We start from the raw sequence: 19,772 nt of genomic DNA on the forward strand, positions 1-19,772 counted from the left end.
CCGTTCCGCGACGCTGACGACGGGATTGTGCAGGTGGAACGTCGATCAAACCTTCTTCGCCACCAAGGTCAGGATGTCATAGCTCGCTACCATCTCGCCGTGCTGGTTGCGCACTTCCACGTCCCAGGCGACGACGCCTTGGCCGATGCCTTTGGCGTCGCGCTTGTTGCGGTCGATCTTTCGTTTGCAGGTCAGGCGGGCCTGGATGGTGTCGCCGATGGCGACGGGCTTGGTGAAGCGCAGGGTGTCCAGGCCGTAGTTGGCGAGCACCGGGCCGGGCGCGGGTGAGACGAACAGGCCGGCGGCGGCGGAGAGCACGAAGTAGCCGTGGGCGATGCGCTGGCCGAAGTCGGTTTGCCTGGCGGCGATCTCGTCGAAGTGCATGTAGAAGAAGTCACCCGAGATGCCGCCGAAGGCGACGATGTCGGCCTCGCCCACGGTACGGCGGTGCGTGAGCAGCGATTCGCCGATCTGCAGATCCTCGAAGTGACGGCGGAACGGGTGCACCTCGGTCTCGATGACCTTGGCGCCGCGCACATGCTCGCCGGTGATCGCGGCCAGCATGGTGGGCGAGCCTTGCACGGCGGTGCGCTGCAGGTAGTGGTGCACCGCGCGCAGGCCACCCAGTTCTTCGCCGCCGCCGGCACGGCCGGGGCCGCCGTGCTTGAGGGCTGGCAGCGGCGAGCCGTGGCCGGTGGACTCGACCGCGGCCTCGCGGTCCAGCACCAGCAGGCGGCCGTGCCACATCGCGGCGGCGGGAATCGCGCGCGCCGCAATGGCAGGGTCGCGCGTGACCAGTGTGCCGACCAGGCTGCCCTTGCCGCGAGCGGCCAGCGCCAGCGCTTCGTCCAGCCCGTCATAAGGCAGCAGGCTGCTGACCGGGCCGAAGGCTTCGATGTCGTGCACGTCGGCGTGGTGCGAGTCGCGCGCCAGCAGCAGCGTGGGCGAGAAGAAGGCGCCTTCGGCGACGCCGTCGCCCACCGGCGCAAAGCCGTCGCGTTCGCCATAGACAAGCTCGGCGTTTTGCAGCAGCCGGGCCACCCGCTCGGCCACGTCGGCCTGCTGCGCATGCGAGGCCAGCGCGCCCATGCGCACGCCTTCGCGCGCCGGGTCGCCCACGACGGTGGCCGCCAGGCGCTTGCGCAGCCGCGTGGCCACTTCGTCCACGTACTGGCGCGGCACGATGGCGCGGCGGATGGCGGTGCACTTCTGGCCGGCCTTGGTGGTCATTTCGTTGGCCACTTCGCGCACGAAGAGCTCGAACTCCTCGTCGTCCGGCGTCACGTCGGGCGCGAGGATGGCGCAGTTCAGCGAATCGGCCTCGGCGTTGAAGGGCACCGATTGGCGGATCAGGTTCGGGTGCACGCGCAGCTTGGCGGCGGTGTCGGCCGAGCCGGTGAAGGTCACCATGTCCTGGCCGGCCAGGCGGTCCAGCAGGTCCCCGGTGCTGCCGATCACCAGTTGCAGGCTGCCTTCGGGCAGCAGGCCGCTGGCGTGCATCAGCCGCACAGTGGCTTCGGTCAAATAGCTGGTGGCGGTGGCCGGTTTGACGATGCACGGCATGCCGGCCAGGAAGCTGGGCGCGAACTTTTCCAGCATGCCCCAGACCGGGAAGTTGAAGGCATTGATGTGCACCGCCACGCCGCCGCGTGGCACCAGGATGTGGGTGCCGGCAAAGCCGCCTTTTTTGCCCAGCGGAATCACCGGGCCCTCGTGGAGCACATTGCCCGAGGGCAGGCCGTTGGCACCCAGGCTGGCGTAGGCGTACAGCGTGCCGGAGCCGCCTTCGATGTCGACCCAGCTGTCCTTGCGTGTGGCGCCGGTGTGGCGCGAGATTTCGTACAGCGTTTCCTTGTGCTCGTTGAGGTAGGCGCCCAGCGCCTTCAGCCGCGCGGCACGCTGCTGGAAGTCCAGCTTCAGCAGCGCGGCCACGCCAGGGCCTCGGGCGTGCGTGACGGCCTCGCCGAAGTCCAGGCTTTCGGCATGTGTGCCGGCCACAGGTTGGCCGTTGATGGCGCTCAGCAGCGACTGCGATGCCTGCTGGCCGATCCAGCGGCCGCCGATGAAACTTTGAAGAACAGGGGTTGTCATGTCGAGGCTCCGGTCAAGCGCGTTCAATGGCGATGGCGATGCCCTGGCCGACGCCGATGCACATGGTGGCAATCGCGCGGCGGCCGGCGGTGCGCTCCAGCTGGCGCAGTGCGGTCAGCACCAGGCGTGCACCGGAGGCACCCAGCGGGTGGCCGATGGCGATGGCACCGCCGTTCGGGTTGACCTTGGCCGAGTCGTCGGGCAGGCCGAGTTCGCGCATCACCGCCAGACCTTGCGCGGCAAAGGCTTCGTTGAGCTCGATGGTGTCGACCTCGTCCAGCGTCCAGCCCAGGTGGGCCAGCAGCTTCTTCGTGGCCGGCGCCGGGCCCATGCCCATGATGCGTGGCGGCACGCCCGCGGCCATCATCGCCAGCACACGGCCGCGCGGCTTCAGCTTGTAGCGCTTCACGGCCTCGTCGGAGGCCAGCAGCAGCGCCACCGCGCCATCGTTCACGCCCGAGGCATTGCCGGCGGTGACGCTGCCGTCTGGCCGCACTACGCCCTTCAGGCGGTTCAGCTGCTCCAGCGTGGTGTCGGGGCGCGGGTGTTCGTCGGTGGTGATGCTGATCGGCTCGCCATTGCCCTTGGCTGATGTTTTGGATGAAGGAATGACCACCGGCACGATCTCGCCGTCGAAGAAGCCGGCCCGGCGTGCGGCCTCGGTGCGCTGCTGCGAGGTCCAGGCGAACTGATCCTGGTCGGCGCGCGAGACCTTGTAGTCGGTGGCGACGTTTTCTGCCGTCTCGGGCATCGAGTCGATGCCGTGCGAGGCTTTCATCTTCGCGTTGACGAAGCGCCAGCCGATGGTGGTGTCCTCGACCTTGGCGCTGCGCGAAAACGCGTTGTCGGCCTTGCCCATCACGAAGGGCGCGCGCGTCATGCTCTCCACACCGCCGGCTATGACCAGGTCCGCATCGCCCGCGACGATGGCGCGCGCCGCGCTGCCCACCGCGTCCAGCCCGGAGCCGCACAGGCGGTTGATGGTGCTGCCCGGCACGTCCACCGGCAGGCCCGCCAGCAGCGCAACCATGCGGGCCACGTTGCGGTTGTCCTCGCCGGCCTGGTTGGCGCAGCCGTAGAGCACGTCGTCCACCGCCGCCCAGTCCACGCCGGGGTTGCGGTCCATCAAGGCCTTGATGGGCACGGCGCCGAGGTCGTCGGTGCGCACGCCCGCCAGGCTGCCGCCGTAACGGCCGAAGGGGGTGCGCACGCCGTCGATGATCCAGGCGTGGCGAGGCGAGGGGGTCATGGGTTCAGTCTCCGTTGGATGTCTTGGGATCGGGTGGCGGCTCGGCCGGCAGCGGCGGGCGCACCGCGCCGATGCCGCCGAAAAACAGGTCCGTGACGACGGGGGCCATCGCGGCGTAGGTCAGCGCGCCATCCGGGCGCAGCCAGGTGAACATCCAATTGATCATGCCGAACAGCAGCATGGTCAACGGCTTGCTCATGCCGCCCTCGGCCAGCCGCGGACGCATCTGGCGGATGGCCCGCGCAAAGCCTTCCACCACCTGGCGTTCCTTGTTCAGCACCCGTTCGCGGTCGGCTGGTTCGAGGATGCCCACGTCCTCGGTCAGCACCCGGTGCGCATGCTGGGCGCTGCCGTATTCCTCGACGAAGCGGTGGATCAACTCGCGCAGCCGCGGCTCTGGCAACAGGTCGGCTGCTTCGACCTCCTGCACCAGCTCCTGCAGCCGTGCCACATGGCCTTCGGCAATCTCGACCAGCAGCGCGTACTTGTCGCGGAAGTAGTGGTAGACCGCGGGCTTGGACAGGCCGCAGGCCTGCGCGACCTGGTTCATCGAAGTGCCCGGGTAGCCCTGCTGGGCAAACAGCTCGGCCGCACGCGCCAGGATGGCGTCGCGCTGGTTGTCGTATCCGGGAGAACGTCCGCGGGCCACGGCTTTCCTTGTCAGTGAGGGGAAGCCGGATTCTCAGCGTTCATCGAAGGAGAGCACCACGCGCTCGGTCAGCGGGTGCGACTGACAGGTCAGCACAAAGCCGGCCTCGACCTCGTGCTTCTCCAGCGCGAAGTTGCGGTCCATGCGCACCTGGCCTTCGAGCAGCTTGGCGCGGCAGGTGCAGCACACACCGGACTTGCACGAGAACGGCACTTCCAGGCCGGCTGCAGCCGCGGCGTCCAGGATGCTGGGGTCGCTCTTGCGGAACGAGATCTCGCGCTCCAGCCCGTCACGGATGATGATGACGCGGGCGCTTTCGGCGTCGCCAGGCTGCGGCAGGTGCACCTGCGCGGCGCGCTCGGCATCCGGCACGCCGAAGCGCTCGATGTGGATCTGGTCGTCCGACAGGCCAGCGGCTCGCAACGCGGCCTCGGCTTCGTCGTTCACCCCAAACGGGCCGCAGACGAAGGCGTGGTCGATGCCTGCGGGGTTCACCAGCGTGCGGAAGAACTCGGCCAGCTTGTTGCGGTCCAGCCGGCCACCGTTCAGCGGCGTGTCCATTACTTCGCGCGAGAAGACGTGGTGCAGCACCAGCCGCGTCAGGTAGCGGTTCTTCAGGTCCTCGAGTTCTTCCTTGAACATCGTGGACTTCTGCTGCCGGTTGCCGTAGATCAGCGTGAAGCGGGCCTTGGGTTGCTCGGCCAGCACCGTCTTCATGATGGACAGGATGGGCGTGATGCCGCTGCCGCCGGCAATGCCGAGGTAGTGGCGCGCTGGCGCGTCAGCCGCCGGCAGCGCAGGCACCGTGAAATGCCCCTGCGGCGGAATGACCTGCAGCAGGTCGCCCGGCTTTAGGTGTTCGTTGACCCAGGTGGAGAACACGCCGCCCGGCACCTTGCGCACGCCCACGCGCAGCTCGTCGCCGCTGGCCGAGCAAATCGAGTATGAGCGCCGCAGGTCCACGCCGTCGACTTCGGTGCGCAGCGTCAGGTACTGGCCAGGCTTGAAGCGGAACTGCTCGCGCAGGGATTCAGGCACCTCAAACGACACGATGGTGGCTTCGTCGGTGTCTGGCAGCAGCGCGCGCACGCGCAAAGGGTGGAAGTGCAGGCCGCTCATATGGGTTTGAAGTGTTCAAAAGGCTCCTGGCACGCGATGCAGCGGTACAGGGCCTTGCAGGCGGTGGAACCGAAGGCGGACAGGCGCTCGGTGCGTTTGCTGCCGCAGCGCGGGCAGGCCAGCCGGGGGATGACACGCACCAGCGACTCGCCTTGGTCCAGCACCGGCCCGGGCGGCGCGATGCCGTAGGCGTTCATCTTCTGGCGGCCGGCTTCGCTGATCCAGTCGGTGGTCCAGGCGGGGGCGCGCTGCAGGCGCACGCGGGCGGGGCCCAGGCCCGCTGCGTGCACGGCAGCCAGCACGTCACGCTCGATGACCTCGGTGGCCGGGCAGCCGGAATAGGTGGGTGTGAGCACGACCTCGATGCCACCGTCGCTGGTGGCGATCACGTCGCGCACGATCCCCAGGTCGCGCACCGAGACGGCGGGAACCTCCGGGTCCAGCACGGTGTCCAGCACCGCCCAGACCTGTTCGAGGCGGGCCGTGTCCTGTTTCGGCGGCGCGACCAGGTTCACCAGACGCCTCCAGGGAAGCTGCGCTGCAAATGCTGCATCTCGGCCAGGATGTAGCCCATGTGCTCGCTGTGGCGGCCGCGCTTGCCGTCGCTGCGGAAGGCGCCGAGCTTGGGCGCTTGCAACTTGCCGCCTTCGAGGATCTGGTCCATCTCGGCGGTCCACGCGGCCTGCACGTCGGACCAGCGCGGGCCCAGGCCGCTGGCAGCCGCCGCTTCGTCCACCGCATCGGCGTCGAACAGCTCGGCCACGTACAGCCACAGGTCGCGCAGCGCACGTTCCATGCGGCGGCGCGATTCATCGGTGCCGTCGCCCAGGCGAGCCACCCAGTCTGCGGCGTGCTGCTGGTGGTAGCGCGCTTCCTTCACGGCCTTGCCGGCAATGCCGGCCAGCTCGCTGTCACTGGAGCCTTGCAGGCGGATCCACAGCTGCTTCAGGAAGGTGGCGAGAATGGCATTGCGCAACACCGTGACGGCGAAGTCGCCGCGCGGCAGCTCGACCAGGGTCGGGTTCAGGAAGTCGCGCTCGTCGCGCAGGAAGGCCAGTTGGTCTTCGTCATGGCCCGCGCCTTCGAGCTTGCTGGCATGGGTCAAAAGCGCACGCGCCTGGCCTACCAGGTCCAGCGCCATGTTGGACAAGGCGATGTCTTCTTCCAGCACCGGGCCGCGGCCCGACCACTCGGCCAGTCGCTGGCCGGCGATCAGGCAGGTGTCGCCCAGTCGCAGCACGTATTGCACGGCGGGGTTGGTGGTGACTTGAATCGAAGCGGTCATGTTGCAGGGCCCCCGATCACATGTGGTCGACCGAAGCCGGCAGCTCGTAGAAGGTCGGATGGCGGTAGACCTTGTCTTCCATCGGGTCGAAGTACATGTCCTTGTCCGACGGGTCGCTGGCGACGATGTCCTTGGACTGCACGACCCACACGCTGGTGCCTTCCTGGCGCCGGGTGTAGACCTCGCGCGCCAGCTGGATCGCGCCGGCCGCGTCGGGTGCGTGCAGGCTGCCGCAGTGCTTGTGGTCCAGCCCCGCCTTGCTGCGCACGAACACTTCCCACAGCGGCCATTCCTGCGCTGCCTTGGGGTCGACCTTCGGGTTCTGGCTGTTGCCGGTGCTCATGCTGCTTCCTTGTCAATCTGCTGTTGCTTGCGGGCGTACGCCATGGCGGCATCGCGCACCCAGGCGCCGTCTTCCCAGGCGTCCACGCGGGCGTTCAGGCGCTCGCGGTTGCAGGGGCCGTCGCCATTGACCACGCGCCAGAACTCGGCCCAGTCGATGGGGCCGTAATCGTGGGACTGGCGTTCCTCGTTCCACTTCAGGTCCGGGTCCGGCAGGCTCACGCCCAGCAGCTTGGCCTGCTCGACGGTGGCGTCGATGAACTTCTGGCGCAGTGCGTCGTTGGAGATGCGCTTGATGCCCCAGCGCATGGACTGCGCCGAGTTTGGGCTCTCCGCATCCGGCGGGCCGAACATCATCAGCGAGGGCCACCACCAGCGGTTCACCGCGTCCTGCACCATCTCTTTCTGCGCCGCGGTGCCATGGTTCATCATCGTCAGCAAGGCCTCGTAGCCCTGGCGCTGGTGAAAGCTTTCTTCGCGGCAGATGCGCACCATCGCCCGCGCATACGGCGCGTACGAGCAGCGGCACAGCGGCACCTGGTTCATGATGGCTGCGCCGTCCACCAGCCAGCCGATCACGCCCATGTCGGCCCAGCTCAGCGTGGGGTAGTTGAAGATCGAGCTGTACTTGGCGCGGCCGGTGTGCAGCGCCTCGTACATCTGGTCGCGCGAGGTGCCCAAGGTCTCGGCCGCCGCATAGAGGTAGAGGCCGTGGCCGGCTTCGTCCTGCACCTTGGCCAGCAGGATGGTCTTGCGCTTGAGCGTGGGCGCGCGGGTGATCCAGTTGCCCTCGGGCAGCATGCCGACGATCTCCGAATGTGCGTGCTGGCTGATCTGCCGCACCAGCGTCTTGCGGTAGTGCTCGGGCATCCAGTCCTTGGCTTCGATGAAGCCGCCGTCGTCAATGCGGGCTTCGAAGCGGGCTTCCAGCTGCACCTCCTCGGCGCTGCGCAGCGGCTTCTGCGCCGGGCCGCCTTCCTTGGCCATCAGGTCCATGGCTTGGGTGTACATGCGCGTTCCTTTGGGTGAATGGGTGACAGGGGCGTGGCTTACTTCGGCCGCTTGTCGACCACGCGACGGGCCTTACCGACCAGCGTGCGTTCGATGCTGCCGTTGGTCTGCACGCTGGGCTTGACGGAAATGCCCACCAGGGTCTTGATGCGGTGCTGCAGCCAACCGGCGATGTCGCGCAGCTCGCTGTCATTCAGGCTCGCGCCGGCATGCTGTTCGCAGACGACCTCGACCTGGTCCAGCAGGCCTTCACGGCTGACAACGATCTGGTACTGGCCGGAGAGCTGCTGGTGCTGCAGCACGATCTCCTCGATCTGCGTGGGGAACACGTTCACGCCGCGGATGATCAGCATGTCGTCGCTGCGGCCGACGATCTTGCCCATGCGGCGAAACGATCGGGACGTGGGCGGCAAGAGGCGCGTCAGGTCGCGCGTGCGGTAGCGGATGATGGGCAGCGCCTCCTTGCTCAGCGAGGTGAACACCAGCTCGCCTTCGCTGCCGTCGGGCAGCACTTCGCCGGTCAGCGGGTCGATGATCTCGGGGTAGAAATGGTCTTCCCAGACGACCGGCCCGTCCTTGCTTTCAATGCACTCGCTGGCCACACCCGGGCCCATCACTTCGGACAGGCCGTAGATGTCGACCGCGTCGATGCTGGCCTTGCCTTCGATCTCGCGCCGCATCGCCTCGGTCCACGGCTCGGCGCCGAAGATGCCGACCTTCAGCGAGCTTTCGCGCGCATCCAGCCCCTGGCGGGTGAACTCCTCGATGATGACCTGCATGTACGAGGGCGTCACCATGATGATGTCGGGCTTGAAGTCGTGGATCAGCTGGACCTGCTTTTCGGTCTGGCCGCCGGACATCGGTATCACGGTGCAGCCGGCCCGCTCGGCGCCGTAGTGCGCGCCCAGGCCGCCGGTGAACAGGCCGTAGCCGTAGGCGATGTGGACGAGGTCGCCCGCCCGGCCGCCGGCGGCGCGGATGGAGCGCGCCACCAGGTCGGCCCAGGTGGCTATGTCCTTCTTGGTGTAGCCCACCACGGTCGGCTTGCCGGTGGTGCCCGAAGACGCATGGATGCGCGCGACCTGCTCGCGCGGCACGGCGAACAGGCCGAAGGGGTAGTTGTCCCGCAGGTCGCGCTTGGTGGTGAACGGGAACTTCGCCAGGTCGGCCAGCGCCTTCAGGTCACCGGGGTGCACGCCGGCTGAATCGAAGGTCTGGCGGTAGTGCGGCACGTGGTCGTAGGCGTGTTGCAGCGTCCAGCGCAGGCGCTGCAGTTGCAGCGCTTCGATCTCGTCACGGCTGGCGGTCTCGATGGTCTCCAGATCTCCAGGGGCGGGTCGCTTGGCGGGCATGTCTCTCTCCGAAAATCAAGGGCCGGGGCGTGGGCTCTGCGGCCTCATTCACCGTGGAAGTGGCTGCCTGCAAAGTGGTGGCGCGAGAGCAGCGGCGCGCGGCGGTAGCGCGTCTCGCCGTAGTGCTGCTGCAGGTTCGCCAACACACCGAACACCCGGCTGGGACCGAGCTGGTCGGCCCAGGCCAGCGGGCCCAGCGGGTAGTTGGTGCCCAGGCGCATGGCGGTGTCGATGTCGGCCGCGCGCGTAGTCGAGGTGGTCATCAATTCCGAGGCCTCGTTGGCCAGGCAGCAGACGGTGCGCATCACCACCAGGCCGGCCACGTCGTTCAGTGCGAGCAGGCCGATGCCGGCGGTGTGCAGCAGCGTGGCCAGGTCGGCCAGGTGGGTCTTGGCGCCAGCGCTGGCGGCGGCGCCCAGCAGGGGGGTGCTGGCGAAGTCGCGCGCCAGGTCCAGCAGCAGCATCGGCTTGCCGGCTGCGCGTTCGGTTGCGGTGCGGCCGTCCGTCAGGGCGAGCTGCAATTCGCCAAGCTGCAGGTGTTCGGCTGGCAGCGTGCTGTCCACGTGGATGCTCACGCCGGCTGTTGCCAGGCGCTGCAGTAGCGGCGCGAGCAGGCCGGCGTCGCGCGGCGCCCGCACCGAGGGTGGGTTGGCTGCGGGCGTGACCAGCGTGACGACAGGCGCTGCGGCATCCTTGGCATGGTCGTAAAAGCCGCGCCCGCTCTTGCGGCCCAGGCGACCTGCGCGCACCAGCTCCTGCTGGATCAAATTCGGTGCGTAGCGTGGGTCGTAACCAGTGGCCTGGAAGACCGACTCGGTGACCGAGAGGTTCACGTCCTGGCCGATCAGGTCGGTCAGCTCGAACGGGCCCATCGCAAAGCCGCCGGCCTCCCGCAGCAGGCGGTCGATGGCCGGCGCTTCGGCCACGCGCTCGGCCAGCAGCTTGAAGCCTTCGGCGTAATACGGGCGGGCCACTCGGTTGACGATGAAGCCGGGCGCGTTCGGCGCGTCCACCGGCGTCTTGCCCCAGGCCAGCGACAGCACGCGCATCGCATCGACCAAGGCCGGTGCGGTCTCCACGCCGCCAATGATCTCGACCAGCTTCATGCGCGTGGCCGGGTTGAAGAAGTGCCAGCCGACGAGGCGAGCGGGGCGCTTCAGGCCGAAGGCAATCGCGGTGATGGAGATCGACGAAGTGTTGGTGGCCAGCACCGCCTCGTCGCCCAGCAGTTCCTCCAGTTGGCGGAACAGGCCCTGCTTGGGCTCCAGCCGTTCGACGATGGCTTCCACCGCCAGGCCGCAGCCGGCCAGTTCGGCCAGTTGCTCGGTGGCGCGCAGGCGGCTGCCCACGGTGGCGCGTTCGTCAACCGTCAGCCGGCCGCGCTGCACGGCCTGGTCCAGGTCCGCACCGATGCGGGCGATGGCCTTGGCCGCCGCGCCGGGCGCCAGGTCGAACAGGCAGACCTCATGGCCGGCCTGCGCGGCCAGCTGGGCAATGCCGGCACCCATGCTGCCGGCGCCGATCACGGCAACGCGGGTGGACGGATCAAGCTTGGAGAAAGAGCTCATGGGGTTCTGCAGCGTCCGGCCGAGTGAGCCGGTCATCATGGGCGAAGCCATGCGCGGTGTTGGGGCGGGAAAGCACCGGTGGCAGGTCAGACACAATTGACCGACCGATCGGTAAATAATAGATCCGGTGTTGATCCAGCGCAAGTTCAGGGACTTGGTGGAAACCCGTGCCCGAGGGGCGGTCGGGTTGGCAGGGTGCGCTGGCGGCAAGCGGGTCCCCGCCAGCCGACAATCGCGCATTGCCCAGAACGCAGGAGAACGCGCTTGAAGACCTACGACATTGAAGTCCAGAACCTGAAGTCGGCCAGACACGACATGGGCCTGATCGAACTCCGCGTGGACCTCACGGTGGTGAACCTTCCGCCACGCGACGAAGGCGCTGCCAGCAGCCGCCTGCGCATGCCCGTCGAGCACGCCCGCACCTTGCTGATCCTGCTTAAGCAGCAGATCGCAGAGCTGGACAAGCTGCAGCCGCGCAGCCGGCGCTCCGGCCGCTGTTGAGCGCCCCCAAACCTGGCGCCCTTCGGTCGCCAGGCCCCCCGAGGGGGTCAAGAAAACTTGGGGCGGCCCTGCGTTTTCTTGAGAGACCCCCGCGAAATCGCGAGGGCTCAGTTCAGCCGCGAGCCCTTGGGCAGCCGCGCGGCCAGCCACTCGTGCACGTCGGCCCGGATGTGCCGGCCTTCGAGCAGGAAGCTTTCGAACCGGCTGGGCACGTAGGGCAGGTACAGCAGCGGCATGCCGGCTTCCTCGGGCGTGCGGGCGGCCTTGCGGTTGTTGCACGGGCCGCAGGCCGCGACCAGGTTCATCCAGGTCCAGCCGCCGCCGCGTGACTCGGGCTGGATGTGTTCACACTGCAGCTCGCGCTCCTGGAAGCGCTGGCCGCAGTAGGCGCAGGTCATGCGGTCGCGCCGCAGCAGCTTGGCCTTGGTGAAGCCGGGCACCACGTCGAACAGGTTCAGCTTCGAGGCGCCCCGCAACGCGATGATCGGGTGCACCTTGATCAGCGACTGCCGGCCGCTGGCGACGTTGGTACCGCCGCGCAGCGTGGCCAGCGGGCCGTCACCATCGGTCCAGGCGACCGAGCCGGTGGCGATGTGCACAACAGCCTGTTCGAGCGAGATCCACGCCTGCGGCGTGCCCTGGATGTCGAGCTGCAACACGTGTTGGTGAGGGCGATGCATGGCGGGCCTCCTTTCATGGCCGCGGGTGGACAAGGACCTGGGTGAATGGCAGCGGCGCTTGGATTCGAACCAAGGTCCCCAGCTTCAAAGGCTGGTGTCTGAGGCCACTCGACCACACCGCATTCGGGTCGAGGAAACAAGGTTGGCGGAGAGCGAGCGGATCGAACGCTCGCGGCGACTCTCGTCACCGGCCTCGGCTTAGCAAGCCGGCCCCTTGCCACTCGGGCAGCTCTCCGTTGAGCGATTGGGAAAAACAAAAAGGCCCGGGCACCTTGCGGGTGTCCGGGCCTCTGTGTGGGTACAGAGCGACGAGGGTGCGCGGCTATGCGCGGTCCTCTCCCGGATGCGTCGAATCCCCCAGCCACGCCTGCTGCTGGTGCGAACTCGATGGCCGATACAGGTGACTGCCTGCATCGCGCCCGACGCGTCCTTTCATCGCGATGCCACGCGAACCGCCGCCCACGCGCAAGCACACGGCAAGGCCGTGGGCGCGGTGGCGGTGGAACGAAAAGGTGGCGGTCACGATGAAGTCTCGGGTGCTGCGTTGAACTGGGTGGAACTGTAAATAGTCTTTACCATTTCTGTCAATGCGGTTGACGCTGGCAGATGAAAAACAACAACGGTGACTTCAGGCTGCCGCCGCGGCGGTGGCCCGCCATTGCGCCGGGCTCTGCCCATGGCGCCGCTTGAAGGCACGGCTGAATCCTTCGGTGGAGCGGTGGCCGCAGGCGGCCGCCACCTGGGCGATGGACTGGTCGGAGCTGGCCAGCAGTTGGGCGGCCTTCAGCAGCCGCCACTCGGCCAGGTGGGCCATGGGCATCTCGCCGGTGGTGGCCTTGAAACGCTGCGCGAAGGCCGAGCGGGACATGCCCGCCGCGCTGGCGATCTGCGCCAAGGTCAAGGGCTCGTGGCAGCGCGCGTGCATGAAGTTCAGCCCGGCATTCAGGCGCGGCTCGAAGAAGGCCGCCATCAGGCTCGGTGTTTGAGCCACCGGTGCCGCGGCCTCGAAATGCGCGCGCACCACCTGCACCAGGAAGATCTCGGCCAGGCGCTCGATGATGACCGCGCTGCCTGGCCGCCGGTTGCGCAGCTCGGCCGCCATGAAGCTGGGCAGCGCGTGCACCAGTTCGCGGTTGGCGCCGGTGCGGGCTCGGGTGCGGATCAGCGTGGGCAGGCTTTTCACCAGCAGCCCGCGCACCTGCGGGTCGAACTCGAAGTGGCCGGAGATCAGGCGCGCGCTGCGCTCGCCTTGGGTGGGCAGCGCGCCGGCGCGGATCATGCGACCCACGTCGCGCGCGTCGGGCGCGATCGCGGCCTGCGCAGGGTCGCCGTGGCCGAGCACGTGTTCCACGCCTTCGGGCATCAGCACCAGGTCGTTGGCCCTCAGCGCCAGCGTCTGCCCGCCGACCTGCAACCAGCAGCGGCCCCACAGCACCACGTGGATACGCGCGTGCACGGTGTGGAGAAAGTGCATCGCCCAGTCGCCGTGGAAGTCCTGCGCGTAATAGACCACGCCCTTGATGCGCAGCGCCTGGAACAAGGCATCGAAGGCGGGCACCGGCAGGGGCGGCACGGACTTGTCGACCAGGCCCGGAGGCGCCGCTGCGGCGGAAGAAAGGCTTGGACGCTGCGTCATGATTTGTGGATTCTGTGTCATTCACAGTCCAGCCGCTGCTTCCTAGCATTCGGGCCATCGAAGCTTTTTGACTGATGACCTTCATGACCACGCTGCTCTACATTGAATCTTCTCCGCGCCAACAGCGCTCCCACTCCGCCGCCGTCGCCCGCGCCTTCCTGGATGCCTACCTGACGCGACACCCCGAAGTCGAGCTCGACACCTGGGACCTGTGGACGCCGGACTTGACCTTGCCCGAATTCGACGGCGCCGCGCTGAGTGCGAAATTCGCAGCCCGCAGCGGTTTGCCGCACACGCAGGAGGAAGCGGCTGCGTGGGCCGAGGTCAGTCGCCACGCACAACGCCTGCAGCGCGCCGAGCTGCTGCTGCTCAGCGTGCCGCTGTGGAACTTCGGCGTGCCCTACAGGTTCAAGCACTGGCTGGACGTGGTCACCCAACCCGGCCTGACCTTCCGCCCTGACCCGCAGAAGGGCATGGAGGGCTTGCTGAAGGCCCGCAAGGCGCTGGTGGTCTCGGCGCGAGGCGGGATCTATGCGCCTGGCTCGCCCACGGCCGCCTGGGACTTCGTGACACCCTACCTGCGCCACTGGCTAGGCATGCTGGGCGTGCCGGAAGTGACGGTGGTGGGCATCGACGGCACCAGCATTTCGGAAGCCCGGACGCAGTCTGCGCGGGCCGGTGCGATGGCCGAGGTCCAGGCCCTGGCCACCGGGTTTTGAGCGCCGCCGCGGGCTTGCGGTGCCGGGCCTGAAGCGTTTGCTTACGTGGATCGTGGGGGGACGGGGATTTCCAGGGCAAGCGGGGCTTCCACCGCGAAACAGCGGCTCCTAAAGTCGCGAATTTCGCATCGGAGGATCCATGTTTTCGAAGTTGTTCTTCCCCACTCGCCTGCTGTGTGGCGTTGCCCTCGGCATGGGCCTGGCCCACGCTGCGCTCGCCGCGGACGACATCGCCTGTTCGACAGCGGTGCCCACGCCCCAGAAGGTCAGCCGCACCGTGATCGACTACAACGGCAACCCTCAGACCTACACCTTCTGGACCGCGCAGGACTACTGCTACGGCGATGCGCAGGACTGGTACGAACCGGCACCGACGCAGGGCCGCCTGGTGCAGCGCGCTGACCTCTGGTATCCCACGTCCGACATCAATGTGGTCCGCCCGCTGATCATCTGGACGCATCCCACCGGCATGACCGAAGACTTCCGGGCTGCGAAAAACGCGCCCTACGAAGAGTCCACCATCTTCCAGAGCGTGCTGGTGCCGGCGATGCAGGCGGGTTATGCCGTCGCATCGCTGCAGTTCCGCCATCCGACGGCTTCCTACGACCCCGCCCATCCCACCGACCTGCCCGGCAACACCGACATCCGCGATGCGGTCCAGTACCTGAAGTACCACGCGGACGAGCTTCACATCGACCCGGCCAACGTGTTCCTGGTCGGCCAGTCGCGCGGCACGCTGAACATGCTGTGGGCGATCCGGCCCGACGCTGCGGCATCCGTGCCCGGCAAGCCCTGGCGTGCAGAGAGCAGCACGGTGCGCGCGGTGTGGGATTACCAGGCGCAGAGCTGCTACAAGAAGGCCAAGGTCAAGAAGACCTTCATCCTGCCGGAGGACTACAGCGCTTATGTCAATGACCCGGACAACTACAACCTGCCTGACAGCTACGACGCCGGCTGCGCGCTCGAAGACGTTCAAGCGGCCACTTCCGGTGCCACGCTGCCGCCGATCCGCGTGATGTACGACGAAGAGCCGATCAGCCACGGTAGCGTGACGCTGCAGCACTGGTGCAGCGACAACAGCGACACCAACTGCCGCGCGCAATACCCGCGCCCGGGCACCGTCTGGGCCGACTACTTCGACCTGCACGACGCGAACTTCGGTGTCGCCTTGTCTGCCGCGTACCAGGCCAAGGGTTCCGGTGACGTGGCCTGCCACGGGGTGGCGAAGAAATACGACCACAAGAGCGGGCCCTACAACGGCTACGCCAACTTCACGCACTTCTTCGACCTGTACCACTTCCCCTCGGCGCTGCCGACGGGCTATGTGCCGGACTGCCCGGTTGTCGCGCATCCGACCGGCGAGTGAAGCCAGGCAGGCCGGACCGGAGCGGCCTGCACCAAGCGCCTAACATCGGCCCCTTTGCTGACCAGAGGCCTGTCATGACCGATGAAGCTCGCGTGAATCCCGGCCGCAGGGTCCTGATCGCCGGTGCGACCGGGCTGGTGGGCCAGGCCTTGTTGGCGCTGCTGCTGGCCAATGCTTCGGTCATGCAGGTGCATGCATTGGTCCGGCGCCCGCTTGCGGCGAGGCACGCGAAGCTCAGCGCGCATGTCGTGGACTTCGCTGCCTTGCCACCGCTGCCCTCGGTCGACGAGGTCTACCTGGCGCTGGGTACGACGATCAGGATCGCTGGCAGCCAGCCGGCGTTCCGGGCGGTGGATTTCGATGCCAATCTGGCGGTGGCCCGCGCGGCGCGGGCTGCGGGCGCCCGGCGTGCCGGCCTGGTCAGTGCGATGGGCGCAAAGGCCAACGCCAGCGTCTTCTACAGCCGCGTGAAGGGCGAGATGGAAGACGCACTGGCGACCGTGGGCTTCGACGCCTGGGTCATCGCGCGGCCTTCCATGCTGGTCGGCGACCGTGTGGCGCTGGGCCAGCCGCTGCGCCGCGGCGAGCAGATTGCCGAGACTGTCGGCCACTGGCTGGGGCCGCTGATTCCGGCGAACTACCGGCCGGTTGACGCGGCGCGCGTGGCGCGTGCGCTGGCCGCGCGCGTGCCGGTGGCGCAGGGGCAGGAAGTCCTGTTGTCTGGCGAGCTGCAACGGTTCGCCTGAACGGCATTTGGCCCGCGCTTAACGGCCGTTGCTGATGTTCACCCGGTCCAGCCACAGCAGCGCATCCGCATGCGCAATGAAATGCTCGAGGTAGGCCGGCGAGAGTTCGCGCATCAGGTGCAGCGAGCGGTGCACCAGGTGCTGCGAGTTCAGCGGGCCGGCGTTGTCCGGCAGCGAGGCCAGCGACTGCGCCAGGCGCTGCTCGGCACTGAGCCGGGACCAGGTGCGCTTGAACAGCTGCATGGCCTTCAGCTCGCCAGGCGCGGTGCGGGCGGATGTTGGCGCATTGGCCGGCAGGGCCATCTGCGCGGGCTCGGTCATGCCGGCCATCAAGGCCTTGAACGGGCTGGGCATCGGCTTTGGCGTGGCCCCGGTTTCCGCAGCCAGTCGTGTCTCGAGTTCGTCTTCACAGGCTGCGAGCTGCCGGGCCAGCTTCTCGTCCAGCACGCGCCGCGCAGCGCCTTGATGCATGGCGGCGCGCCGGGCCAGCGACTGCAGCAACTGCCATCGCACCGGCAACAGCCGCGCCGCGCCGCGCGCCTGCAGGGCCTGCAGCCTGTCGTTCATGGCGACGGGGCGGCCTCGCGCGAGGGCTTGGGCGTGGGCGCCATCTCCACGCGGCGGTTTTTTGCACGGCCTTCGGCGCTGTCGTTCGAGGCCACCGGCTGTTGGGCGCCGAAGGCGGCGGCGAACACCGCCGAAGCCGGCACGCCTTCTTCGATGAGGGTGCGTGTGACGGTCAGCGCGCGCTGGGCCGAGAGTTCCCAGTTGTCGGCAAATACCTGGTTCTTGCCGCCGCGCATCAGGCGGTCGTCGGTGAAGCCGCTGACCATCAGCGCTTCGTCGCGCGACTGCAGATAGGTCGCCAGCGGCGCCGCCAGGCTCTTCAGCAGCTGCCGGCCTTCGGGCTGCAGCTCGGCCGAGTTGAAGCCGAACAGCACGCTGCCGGAAATGCCGATGCGGCCATGGTCCAGCGTGACGCGGCCGGCTGCCAGCGGCACCGCCAGCGCGCGCTCGAGCTCGGTGCGGCGCTGGGTTTCCAGCTGGCGCTGCTTGACCTCCATTTCCAGCCGCGCGGCCAGCTCCAGCTGCGAAGCCAGCGCGAACAGCAGGATCAGCACAAACGCGCCCAGCAGGCCGGCCATCAGGTCGCCGAAGACCGCCCAAACCGGCGCAGATGCCTCGACGCCCGCGTCCATCTCCAGTTCGTCGCTCGTCATCAAGCGGCTTCCGCGCTGGCCAGGTTGCCGGACACGCGTTGCAGTTCCTCGATGATCTGCTTTTGCGACAGCATGCTCAGGTCGATCACCTCGCGCGCCTGGGCCACGTAATAGGCCAGTTGCTCGTCACTGCGCGAGAGCGACTTGCTCAAGGCGCCTTCGATGCGCTGCAACTGCGAGACCAGCTTCTCGTTCGAGTCGCTGAACAGCTGCACGCCGGTGCCAAAGGCCTCGCCCAGGCTGCCGACCTCGGCGGCGCTGCCGGTGAGTTGCGCCGCGGCTTCGGTCAGTTGCGCAGACTGGGTTTCGACCTGCGCGCCGAACTGCTCGCCCACGCGCGCCAACATTCCGGCGGACTGTTCGACCAGCGCATCGATCGCGCCGTGTTGTTCGGTCGCGGCCTGGTTCACGGCGGTGAGCAGCGTGCCCAGCGTCTCCAGCACCTGCGCGCGTTCCTCCAGCAGCGCGTTGTCGCGCGCCATGCTGTCGGACAGCTTCTGGCGCAGCTCGCCAATCACCTCGGCGGCGGCGCGCGGCGCCTCGGCCGCGGCCTGCATCAGCTGGCCGATCTCGGCGATGGTGCTGGCGGCGTGGGTCTCGGCCTGCGTGGTGATTTCGCGCGCGGTGCGTTCCATCGTCTCGCAGATGCGCGCCTGCTGCGCCAGCGTCTGCGCGCCGGCCGCCTGCCATTCCGCGCGCAGCGAAGCGGCCATCTGTTCCAGCGCCTGCGTCATTGCGGCCAGGCGCTGCTGGTCCTGCGTGGCCGAGGCGGACTGCAGCTGGTCATGCGCCTGGCTGGCGGTCTGCAGCAGCGAGGCGGCATGCTGCTCGAAGCTGGCCGCGGCGGTGCTCAGGGCCTGCTGCGTGCTGTGCGCGGCCTGTTCGCTGGCCCGCTGGTGTTGGGCCAACGCTGCCTGCCAGCCGTCGGTCACGCGCTGTGCGGTGTCGTCCAGCCGCGCGGTCACGCTGCTGATCTGCTCGGTGGCAGTGCTGGCCAGGCGTTCCTGCAAGGCGCTGCTGTCGCGCGCCAGCTCGGCCATCGCGTCAGCCAGCGCCTGCTGGGATGCGGCCTGGTGCTGGCCCACGGTGTCCAGCAGCGATGCGGAGCGCTGCTCGAAGGTGTCGGCGAAGCGGGTCAGCGAGGCACCAAGCGCCTCGCTCAGGCCCTGGCTGCTGCGCTCGTGCTGGCCCAGCGCCGCCTGCCAGGTGTCGGCCACGCGGCTGCTGCTGGCTTCGAAACGGGCCGAGAGCTGGTCCAGCTGCTGCTGCAGCGAGCCCGCCAGCGTGGCATGCAGCGCGCGGGTCTCCTGGGCAATGCCGGCCAGCGTGGCTTCGACCACGGGCTGGATCGTGTCGCCGGCCGCGCGGGCGCTGGCGGTGAGGCTGTCCTTCAAGGTCTTGTCGACCGAAGCCGCGAGGCTGGCATAGGCCGTGCCGGCCTGGGCCTGGAAGCGTTCCTGGCTGGCCAGCAGCTGGGTGTTGGACTGCTCGGCCTGGCGCGCCAGCGTGGCCATCAGGGCCTGCAGCTGTTCGACCAGCGCCGGCATCTGCTCGGTCTGGCGCTGCAGCAGTGCCAGCGTCTGCTCGCGGTGGCTGTCGCGTTCGATGTTCCGTGCGCGGGCCTTGGAGAACACGTGCAGGCTGTCCGCAATCTTCGTGTCCAGCAGCTGCGCCACCTGCACTCGCTCACGGCGGCCGAGTGCCGACATCAGCCCCAGCGCAGCCGAAGCAGCCACGCCGGCCACCGAGGTGCCAAAGGCCAAGCCCAGGCCTTGCACCGGCGCGGCCAGCGAGTCGCGCACGGCGGCCAGGTCTGCCGCACCGGCCAGCGCGCTGCCGGTGCCACGCAGCGTCAGTACCATGCCGAGGAAGGTGCCCAGCATGCCCAGCAGCACCAGGAGACCCGCGAGGTAAGGCGCCATTGCCGGGCCGGGCAGGCCAGCCGATTCGCCGTCGATGCGGCGGCGCACGGCGGGCTGCAGCGCGGCCGGCACGCGGTCCAGCCAGGGGCGCAGTTCGGGCAGTGGCGCTGGCATTTCGGCCAGCGCTTGCGCCAGCCCGGCGGTCGCCTGCTCGAAGCGCTGCAGCTCCAGCGCGCCCATCAGGAAGAACGCAGCGATCAGCACGGTGACGGCCAGTGCCAGCAGGCTGGTGCCAAGGTAGCCGGCGGCAATCCAGCCGACCACGGCCAGGCCGGCAGCGAAGGTGGCGAGGCGAAGGAATCTGTTCATGGCAATC

The 19,772-nt window shown here is 68.3% G+C and carries 19 protein-coding genes and 1 tRNA gene; 4 read left to right on the top strand and 16 right to left on the bottom strand.

Annotated features, from left to right (window positions below; genetic code table 11):
- Nucleotides 1-45: 45 nt before the first annotated feature.
- From paaZ to LRH25_RS02355, 10 genes are read right to left on the bottom strand one after another with little or no spacing between them, the layout of a single operon-like run.
- A complete protein-coding gene (gene paaZ, locus LRH25_RS02310) occupies nucleotides 46-2,091 on the bottom strand; it encodes a phenylacetic acid degradation bifunctional protein PaaZ (RefSeq protein WP_231010097.1) in 2,046 nt (681 codons plus the stop codon).
- Nucleotides 2,092-2,104: 13 nt separating this feature from the next.
- Complete coding sequence (gene pcaF / locus LRH25_RS02315) at nucleotides 2,105-3,340, bottom strand: 3-oxoadipyl-CoA thiolase (protein ID WP_141288101.1); 1,236 nt, start codon at nucleotides 3,338-3,340, stop codon at nucleotides 2,105-2,107.
- Nucleotides 3,341-3,344: 4 nt separating this feature from the next.
- A complete protein-coding gene (locus tag LRH25_RS02320; RefSeq protein WP_141288100.1) occupies nucleotides 3,345-3,989 on the bottom strand; it encodes a TetR/AcrR family transcriptional regulator in 645 nt (214 codons plus the stop codon).
- A 33-nt stretch (nucleotides 3,990-4,022) separates the two neighbouring features.
- A complete protein-coding gene (gene paaE / locus LRH25_RS02325; protein WP_141288099.1) occupies nucleotides 4,023-5,108 on the bottom strand; it encodes a 1,2-phenylacetyl-CoA epoxidase subunit PaaE in 1,086 nt (361 codons plus the stop codon).
- Complete coding sequence (gene paaD / locus LRH25_RS02330; protein ID WP_375142153.1) at nucleotides 5,105-5,626, bottom strand: 1,2-phenylacetyl-CoA epoxidase subunit PaaD; 522 nt, start codon at nucleotides 5,624-5,626, stop codon at nucleotides 5,105-5,107. The genes paaE and paaD overlap by 4 nt, the downstream gene beginning before the upstream one ends.
- A complete protein-coding gene (gene paaC, locus LRH25_RS02335; protein ID WP_141288098.1) occupies nucleotides 5,620-6,393 on the bottom strand; it encodes a 1,2-phenylacetyl-CoA epoxidase subunit PaaC in 774 nt (257 codons plus the stop codon). The genes paaD and paaC overlap by 7 nt, the downstream gene beginning before the upstream one ends.
- 16 nt (nucleotides 6,394-6,409) lie before the next feature.
- A complete protein-coding gene (gene paaB / locus LRH25_RS02340; protein WP_141288097.1) occupies nucleotides 6,410-6,736 on the bottom strand; it encodes a 1,2-phenylacetyl-CoA epoxidase subunit PaaB in 327 nt (108 codons plus the stop codon).
- On the bottom strand, nucleotides 6,733-7,746 hold the full coding sequence (paaA, locus tag LRH25_RS02345) for a 1,2-phenylacetyl-CoA epoxidase subunit PaaA (RefSeq protein WP_141288096.1): 1,014 nt from the start codon (nucleotides 7,744-7,746) through the stop codon (nucleotides 6,733-6,735). The genes paaB and paaA overlap by 4 nt, the downstream gene beginning before the upstream one ends.
- A 38-nt stretch (nucleotides 7,747-7,784) precedes the next feature.
- A complete protein-coding gene (paaK, locus tag LRH25_RS02350; protein ID WP_141288095.1) occupies nucleotides 7,785-9,098 on the bottom strand; it encodes a phenylacetate--CoA ligase PaaK in 1,314 nt (437 codons plus the stop codon).
- A 44-nt stretch (nucleotides 9,099-9,142) separates the two neighbouring features.
- On the bottom strand, nucleotides 9,143-10,666 hold the full coding sequence (locus LRH25_RS02355; protein WP_231010099.1) for a 3-hydroxyacyl-CoA dehydrogenase: 1,524 nt from the start codon (nucleotides 10,664-10,666) through the stop codon (nucleotides 9,143-9,145).
- Between the two features lie 264 nt (nucleotides 10,667-10,930).
- On the opposite strand from LRH25_RS02355, the gene LRH25_RS02360 reads away from it, so the two are divergent.
- Nucleotides 10,931-11,167 carry a hypothetical protein gene (locus tag LRH25_RS02360; protein ID WP_141290305.1) on the top strand — a complete coding sequence of 79 codons (237 nt, stop codon included), beginning with the start codon at nucleotides 10,931-10,933 and terminating at the stop codon, nucleotides 11,165-11,167.
- Nucleotides 11,168-11,274: 107 nt separating this feature from the next.
- On the opposite strand, the gene LRH25_RS02365 is transcribed toward LRH25_RS02360, so the two are convergent.
- From LRH25_RS02365 to LRH25_RS02375, 3 genes are all read right to left on the bottom strand, one after another.
- Nucleotides 11,275-11,847, bottom strand: coding sequence for an HNH endonuclease (locus LRH25_RS02365; protein WP_141290306.1), 573 nt, complete (start codon nucleotides 11,845-11,847; stop codon nucleotides 11,275-11,277).
- Nucleotides 11,848-11,990: 143 nt separating this feature from the next.
- Nucleotides 11,991-12,082 (bottom strand) — tRNA-Ser (locus LRH25_RS02370).
- A 393-nt stretch (nucleotides 12,083-12,475) separates the two neighbouring features.
- Nucleotides 12,476-13,483, bottom strand: a complete 1,008-nt coding sequence (locus LRH25_RS02375) for an AraC family transcriptional regulator (RefSeq protein WP_231010100.1) — start codon at nucleotides 13,481-13,483, stop codon at nucleotides 12,476-12,478.
- 74 nt (nucleotides 13,484-13,557) lie between these two features.
- Here LRH25_RS02375 and LRH25_RS02380 point away from each other — a divergent pair, with 74 nt between their 5' ends.
- The 3 genes from LRH25_RS02380 to LRH25_RS02390 all read left to right on the top strand — a co-directional run bounded on the left by LRH25_RS02380 (nucleotide 13,558) and on the right by LRH25_RS02390 (nucleotide 16,314).
- Nucleotides 13,558-14,202 (top strand): FMN-dependent NADH-azoreductase, encoded by a 645-nt coding sequence (locus LRH25_RS02380; protein WP_141290696.1) that lies wholly within the window; start codon nucleotides 13,558-13,560, stop codon nucleotides 14,200-14,202.
- Nucleotides 14,203-14,341: 139 nt separating this feature from the next.
- Nucleotides 14,342-15,568 carry an alpha/beta hydrolase family protein gene (locus LRH25_RS02385; protein ID WP_141290694.1) on the top strand — a complete coding sequence of 409 codons (1,227 nt, stop codon included), beginning with the start codon at nucleotides 14,342-14,344 and terminating at the stop codon, nucleotides 15,566-15,568.
- A gap of 74 nt (nucleotides 15,569-15,642) precedes the next feature.
- Complete coding sequence (locus tag LRH25_RS02390) at nucleotides 15,643-16,314, top strand: NAD(P)H-binding protein (protein ID WP_231010101.1); 672 nt, start codon at nucleotides 15,643-15,645, stop codon at nucleotides 16,312-16,314.
- An 18-nt stretch (nucleotides 16,315-16,332) separates the two neighbouring features.
- Here LRH25_RS02390 and LRH25_RS02395 read toward each other — a convergent pair whose 3' ends face one another.
- From LRH25_RS02395 to LRH25_RS02405, 3 genes are read right to left on the bottom strand one after another with little or no spacing between them, the layout of a single operon-like run.
- Complete coding sequence (locus LRH25_RS02395) at nucleotides 16,333-16,881, bottom strand: DUF2894 domain-containing protein (protein ID WP_231010102.1); 549 nt, start codon at nucleotides 16,879-16,881, stop codon at nucleotides 16,333-16,335.
- Nucleotides 16,878-17,534 (bottom strand): OmpA family protein, encoded by a 657-nt coding sequence (locus LRH25_RS02400; protein WP_231010103.1) that lies wholly within the window; start codon nucleotides 17,532-17,534, stop codon nucleotides 16,878-16,880. The genes LRH25_RS02395 and LRH25_RS02400 overlap by 4 nt, the downstream gene beginning before the upstream one ends.
- Entirely contained in the window at nucleotides 17,534-19,765 is a 2,232-nt protein-coding gene (locus LRH25_RS02405; protein WP_231010104.1) for a DUF802 domain-containing protein, read from the bottom strand. Before LRH25_RS02405 ends, LRH25_RS02400 begins: the two co-directional genes overlap by 1 nt.
- Nucleotides 19,766-19,772: the final 7 nt, after the last annotated feature.

The sequence above is a fragment of the Ideonella azotifigens genome (assembly GCF_021043325.1).
Classification (GTDB): Bacteria; Pseudomonadota; Gammaproteobacteria; order Burkholderiales; family Burkholderiaceae_C; genus Ideonella; species Ideonella azotifigens.